Annotated in this window: 8 protein-coding genes; all 8 read right to left on the bottom strand. The window is 31.6% G+C overall.

The features are described 5' to 3' along the window. Positions 1–214: 214 nt before the first annotated feature. The 8 genes from WA340_RS12795 to WA340_RS12760 all read right to left on the bottom strand — a co-directional run bounded on the left by WA340_RS12795 (position 215) and on the right by WA340_RS12760 (position 4,596). Entirely contained in the window at positions 215–514 is a 300-nt protein-coding gene (locus WA340_RS12795; RefSeq protein WP_336129372.1) for a type II toxin-antitoxin system RelE/ParE family toxin, read from the bottom strand. Further along, the gene (locus WA340_RS12790; protein ID WP_336129371.1) at positions 507–755 is read right to left on the bottom strand and encodes a type II toxin-antitoxin system ParD family antitoxin; all 249 of its coding nucleotides are present in this window, start codon (positions 753–755) and stop codon (positions 507–509) included. The genes WA340_RS12795 and WA340_RS12790 overlap by 8 nt, the downstream gene beginning before the upstream one ends. Before the next feature lie 222 nt (positions 756–977). Continuing rightward, complete coding sequence (locus tag WA340_RS12785; protein ID WP_336129370.1) at positions 978–1,193, bottom strand: hypothetical protein; 216 nt, start codon at positions 1,191–1,193, stop codon at positions 978–980. A gap of 5 nt (positions 1,194–1,198) precedes the next feature. Further along, positions 1,199–1,639, bottom strand: a complete 441-nt coding sequence (locus WA340_RS12780; RefSeq protein ID WP_336129369.1) for a hypothetical protein — start codon at positions 1,637–1,639, stop codon at positions 1,199–1,201. A 156-nt stretch (positions 1,640–1,795) separates the two neighbouring features. Next, positions 1,796–2,284 carry a PD-(D/E)XK nuclease superfamily protein gene (locus WA340_RS12775; protein WP_336129368.1) on the bottom strand — a complete coding sequence of 163 codons (489 nt, stop codon included), beginning with the start codon at positions 2,282–2,284 and terminating at the stop codon, positions 1,796–1,798. 3 nt (positions 2,285–2,287) lie between these two features. Next, positions 2,288–3,262: a DNA adenine methylase gene (locus WA340_RS12770; RefSeq protein WP_336129367.1), complete on the bottom strand. Its 975-nt coding sequence runs from the start codon at positions 3,260–3,262 to the stop codon at positions 2,288–2,290. A gap of 213 nt (positions 3,263–3,475) precedes the next feature. Continuing rightward, entirely contained in the window at positions 3,476–3,916 is a 441-nt protein-coding gene (locus tag WA340_RS12765) for a hypothetical protein (protein WP_156876793.1), read from the bottom strand. A 155-nt stretch (positions 3,917–4,071) separates the two neighbouring features. Next, on the bottom strand, positions 4,072–4,596 hold the full coding sequence (locus WA340_RS12760) for a hypothetical protein (RefSeq protein WP_336129366.1): 525 nt from the start codon (positions 4,594–4,596) through the stop codon (positions 4,072–4,074). Positions 4,597–4,811: the final 215 nt, after the last annotated feature.

Here is a 4,811-nt window from a genome sequence, read left to right as displayed (position 1 = left end):
ACCTTAAAATTCTAAAAAAAAATCGAAAAATAAACCAGGCTTTTTTTTAAACCGCAAACTTGCTCCAGCATTAAAGCTAACGGTCTCGGCTATTAGTAGTTGCGTGGGTTAGCAGTTAATTTAGCAAGTACACACCAAACTGAAAATCCGCGAGGATTTTCAGAAGTAGGCGAGAACAAGCAATTTCTTATAGCCATTGTTGGGTGTAGTTTTTTTATTCAGTTATTCTTTTTTTCAAATCCATTCGCTCGTGTAAAATTCTTATAACTTCAATTTTATCTTCGGTAATTGATTGATAAAATATAATGTGTTTCCCAGATTTTAGTCCGAGCAAGTTTTTATTTATTCCGTCATATTCTTTTCCAACATCAGGATTTTGTCCAATTCCATTACATGCTAACTTTATTGTCGCATAATATTTGTCCGCTTGTTTTGCTGACCATTTTTCAAAAGTATAATCCCAAATGTTATTTAAGTCATCAATGGCTTTTTGTCTTAATGTTACTTTAGCCATTTTTTCTTTTTTCCGCTTTTAGTTTTTTTAGATTTTCGTCAAAGTCAAAATCTTCAACTAATGGGCTGTTTAGACCTTCTTGAATTGCATTTCGTAAAGCAATTACTTTACTTTCTTCATTTTCTAAAAGTCGAAGTCCAGCTCTGATTACTTCGCTAACGTTTTTGTATCGTCCAGCAGAAACTTGAGTTTGTACGAATTGGTCAAAATAATTTCCAAGCGATATTGATGTGTTTTTCATTACGTTTTAATTTTAATCAAATATACCAAATTTTGGTAAAATAATCAAATTTGTAAATTTTCGCTCAAATTACACCCAACGTGTTTGGCTATGATACGTTGCGGAAAAATCCGCAGGATTCTTTCCGCCGTAGCCGAAAGATAGCAAATTGCAATGAAATTCCGAGAGGAATTTCAGCCGCAATGGATTATAGCCATTGTTGTGTGTAGTTATTTATTCATTTTAATTTCTCGGAAAAGTTATAATTACATTACCTTTTGAGTCAATCATTTTTCCATTTTCCAATTCAATTTTTTCCTCAAGAGGTAAAAGAGATAATTTTTCTACTATTGTTCTAGTCAGTTTCTTTATTTCATTCGTTGGATTGGTAATACCAGAATTCTGCATTTCCAATCTTGTTTTATAAATTCCTAGATAATGTTTTACATCTAAAGACATTGATTCTATTTTGTTAATACTTGTTTTCTTTTAATTATATCAGCAAGATCATTTAAATTTATTCTCAATTGCCAAGCTCTTTCAATGTAAAGGTGAACATCAGAATCCAATAACTTTTCTTTTTCTAAAACAGTTTCTTCAATTAAGTCAGTAAATAGTGCATAAATATTGTGTGTAATATAATTCCGCTGTGTAGAAATCATTTTAAAAGCTATCTTCTCATTTTCGTTAAAGAGATTATTTTCATTTGCGATCCTTATTAATGCTCCAAGAGTCGCTTTTTTATAATTTCCGTTGATTTCGTTTCTAGATAAAAACTGAATTAATTCCGCCTCTAATTTTCCTGATGCCAAAGCAACTTTACCCAATTCAGATGTGAATTCCTCCGATTGATTTAGCAGGTTGTAAAATTCTATTCCTTTGGTTGGTTCTCCTTTGTACATCATTTTTTCATAATTACACACAACGGTCTCGGCTATGAGTAGTTGCGTGGTTTAGCGGTTAACTTTGTAAGTACGCACTAAACTGAAAATCCGCGAGGATTTTCAGAAGTAGGCGAGAACAAGCAATTACTTATAGCCATTGTTGTGTGTAGTGTTTATTTATTCAAATGTCTTATTTGCCCAAGTAAAAAATTCTGCTAATGAAAAAACCATCACGTTTGTATCATTGTTTTTTTCATTCGTATAAAGTTTTTCTTGAACAGCGTTTCTTAACCAAGTTTTTGCTCCAGCTTTAAATCCATCTCCATCAATTAAAATCATTATATCTTTTTCTGGCATTGCTTCGATTGTATTTAAATATAAATATGGAAGTTTTTCGTCAACTGAACCTGCACTTTGTTGCCATTTACATTCAATTCTTATACGAAGATTATATTTTTCTGAAATTAATAAAAACTCTGTGTTTCCACGATGACCATAAATTGTTTCAAATGGTACATTTTTTAGCAGTAATTCTTTTCCGTAATTTTCTGGTTTTTTATTCCAAACACGATACATTTCTATCTCAAAACCTTTATTTAATAGAACAGTTTGCACAGCAACTTCTAATTGGTTTCCTGTAATATTAGCACTTCTTCCTTTAGCCATTTTTTAATAATTTGTTACAACAATTTCTTTGATTGCTTTTCTCTTTTTTGCATTTGAGTTGATAGATCTTTTTGCATCAACTCTTGTAATGTTGAAATTTGAATAAATTATATCAAAAAAGTCGTCGTTAGGATCTGTATTTTTAGGGTCAGAATTACTTAACATTAATTTATGTCCTTGTTGATCTAGGTCATAAAATAGTCCTGCAAGCTGCATTTGTTCGTCATCCTCAAAATTAAACTTTGAATATGCTGTAAAGCTTGACGTTGTACTTATTGGTCTGTAAGGTGGATCAAAATAAACGAAAGAACTTTCATTTGAAATATCGTTTTTTACTTCTTTAAAGTCAGCTTTTTTAATAATTGCAATTTCTAAAAGTTTAGAAACATTTAATAAGTTATGTTCATCAAGTATTTTTGGGTTTTTGTATCTACCTTGAGGTGAATTAAAAGCTCCTTTTGAATTGAACCGAAAAAGACCATTAAAACAAGTCTTGTTTAAGAAAATGATTTGTGCTGCTCTCGGAATCCAATTTTCTGAATATTTTTCGTAGTCAATATTAAATCTATTTAGGTTAAAGCTTTCTCGTAATTCGTAATAGTATTCTTTCTGCTTTTTTTCCGAAAGTTGTTTGTAGAATTTATCATATTTAGCCAAAAAATCCAATAATTTGTGAACGTCTTTTTGGATTACTTTATAGGCTAAAATTAGTTCATCATTTATGTCATATAAGTAAGCGTTTTGTATCTCATATGTTTGCGCAACGTCAAAGAATACTGCTCCACCACCAACAAATGGCTCATAATAATTTTTAATCTTTTTTAATTTTAATTCCGTTGGATAAAGATTATCAAATTGGTCTAAAAGTTGTCTTTTTCCACCAACCCATTTGAGAAATGGTTTAGCACCAAGACGATACTCGTAAAATAAGTCTTCAGCGATATTCTCTGTTTGCGAGTTTTTATAATTTTTGTTCATTCATTAAGCCTTTTCCCAAAGGTAACAGATTTTTAATTTTTAGCAAAGAAGTTTTTTGGTTGGTCAACATTACACACAACGGTCTTGTATAATTTCCCAGCTAAGGGAATTTAGGATTAAAGATAATAAAAAGAACTGACTTTGACGCGTGAGCGTTTGTGTCCGCAGGACACAAAACCTTAGTTGGAATTATACGGTGTTGTGTGTAGTACTTTATTTCAGAAATCTGATTCTTTCACCAGTGTCAGGGTCTGACAAAAAATACCACAATTGATAATTATTTTGTAATTTATAAATTTCTAAATCCGTTGTAATACTTGGTTTGTTAAAATTCAGCTTAATTTTTTTCGTGTCGTATTGTTCAATAATTTTCCACGTTCCAGATGAGATTCCGTTATTAATTTCTCGCTCAAACAGATTTTGAGAGTTATTCATTTCAAATTTATTATTAGACTTAAAGGTTAACAAAATACTGTCGTTCTTAATTTCAGAAAGATACTCGTATGAGAATTTGTCCATTTTCCAAGTTCCAATAATATCATTTAAATTTACTTCAACATTTTTTCTCTCAATATTTACATCAACTGGTCCCATAAAATTACAAGATGTAAATCCTAGAATTAAAGTTAATAAAATCCAAAAAGGTCTTTTCATTTCAATTTTTGAGTTTGTTTGGGTATTACACACAACGTGTTTGGCTATGATTTGTTGCGGAAAAATCCGCAGGATTCTTTCCGCCATAGCCGGAAGATAGTAAATTGCAATGAAATTCCGATAGGAATTTCAGCCGCAATGGATTATAGCCGTTGTTAGGCACTGGCTTTTTTTATTTTTAGTTGATATAATATTCCGTAAATCAGTCCGATTATTCCACCAAAATAGCTGAAATTATGCATCGTTCCAGCAGTCAAAAAGCTTTTTTGGTCAATCAATTCAGCCGGTAGATTCCAATTTGCATTTAAGTTTGAGATTAGAAACTTCCCAACCAAAATTCCCACGATTCCAATTCCGATTGCTATTCCTAAAGTCCGAAAAATTGCTCCGATTCCACTTTTCCACATTATTTTGGAATTCGGTTGAAACATTCCTACAATTCCGATAATCAGCCCGAGTAAAAGTCCGAACCACCAAGTAGATACAAATCCGACAAAAGAGATTGCAATTCGTTCGTTTTCTACTTGATGTAACCATTCTCCAATTTGGTCAAATTTAAATTTCGTAAAATATTCAGATGAGATAGAGTACGAAATCTGATTGTGTAAAATTCCGTAAATCGAAGCGAGAATTATTGAGATAATTACGATTAATATTAAAATTCCAATTTTTTTCGCCATTCGGTTTTTCAGCTTGTGCCTAACGTTTGGTATATGGGCTGTGGCGTGTCTCGGCACAGACCTTTCCTGATAAAAACTTGCTTTGGAAAATCCGCAGGATTTTCCAAGTGAGTACTGACCAAGCCATAGCTTATATACGGCTTAAGTTAGCAATCTATTAACTTTAACATTTAATCATAAAGAACCAAAGAGAGGAATAAGGTTATGATATACGC

It is taken from the genome of Mesoflavibacter sp. CH_XMU1422-2 (assembly GCF_037029245.1).
Taxonomy (GTDB): domain Bacteria; phylum Bacteroidota; class Bacteroidia; order Flavobacteriales; family Flavobacteriaceae; genus Mesoflavibacter; species Mesoflavibacter zeaxanthinifaciens.
Note: the sequence above shows the minus strand (reverse complement) of the source record. Positions and strands in the feature narration are given on the sequence as shown.

What these genes read in the sequence shown, in the direction of transcription:
- WA340_RS12775 (WP_336129368.1), bottom strand. Translation starts at nt 2,284, where the DNA reads ATGGCTAAAGGAAGAAGTGCTAATATTACAGGAAACCAATTAGAAGTT.
- WA340_RS12790 (WP_336129371.1), bottom strand. Translation starts at nt 755, where the DNA reads ATGAAAAACACATCAATATCGCTTGGAAATTATTTTGACCAATTCGTA.
- WA340_RS12760 (WP_336129366.1), bottom strand. Translation starts at nt 4,596, where the DNA reads ATGGCGAAAAAAATTGGAATTTTAATATTAATCGTAATTATCTCAATA.
- WA340_RS12765 (WP_156876793.1), bottom strand. Translation starts at nt 3,916, where the DNA reads ATGAAAAGACCTTTTTGGATTTTATTAACTTTAATTCTAGGATTTACA.
- WA340_RS12780 (WP_336129369.1), bottom strand. Translation starts at nt 1,639, where the DNA reads ATGATGTACAAAGGAGAACCAACCAAAGGAATAGAATTTTACAACCTG.
- WA340_RS12770 (WP_336129367.1), bottom strand. Translation starts at nt 3,262, where the DNA reads ATGAACAAAAATTATAAAAACTCGCAAACAGAGAATATCGCTGAAGAC.
- WA340_RS12785 (WP_336129370.1), bottom strand. Translation starts at nt 1,193, where the DNA reads ATGTCTTTAGATGTAAAACATTATCTAGGAATTTATAAAACAAGATTG.
- WA340_RS12795 (WP_336129372.1), bottom strand. Translation starts at nt 514, where the DNA reads ATGGCTAAAGTAACATTAAGACAAAAAGCCATTGATGACTTAAATAAC.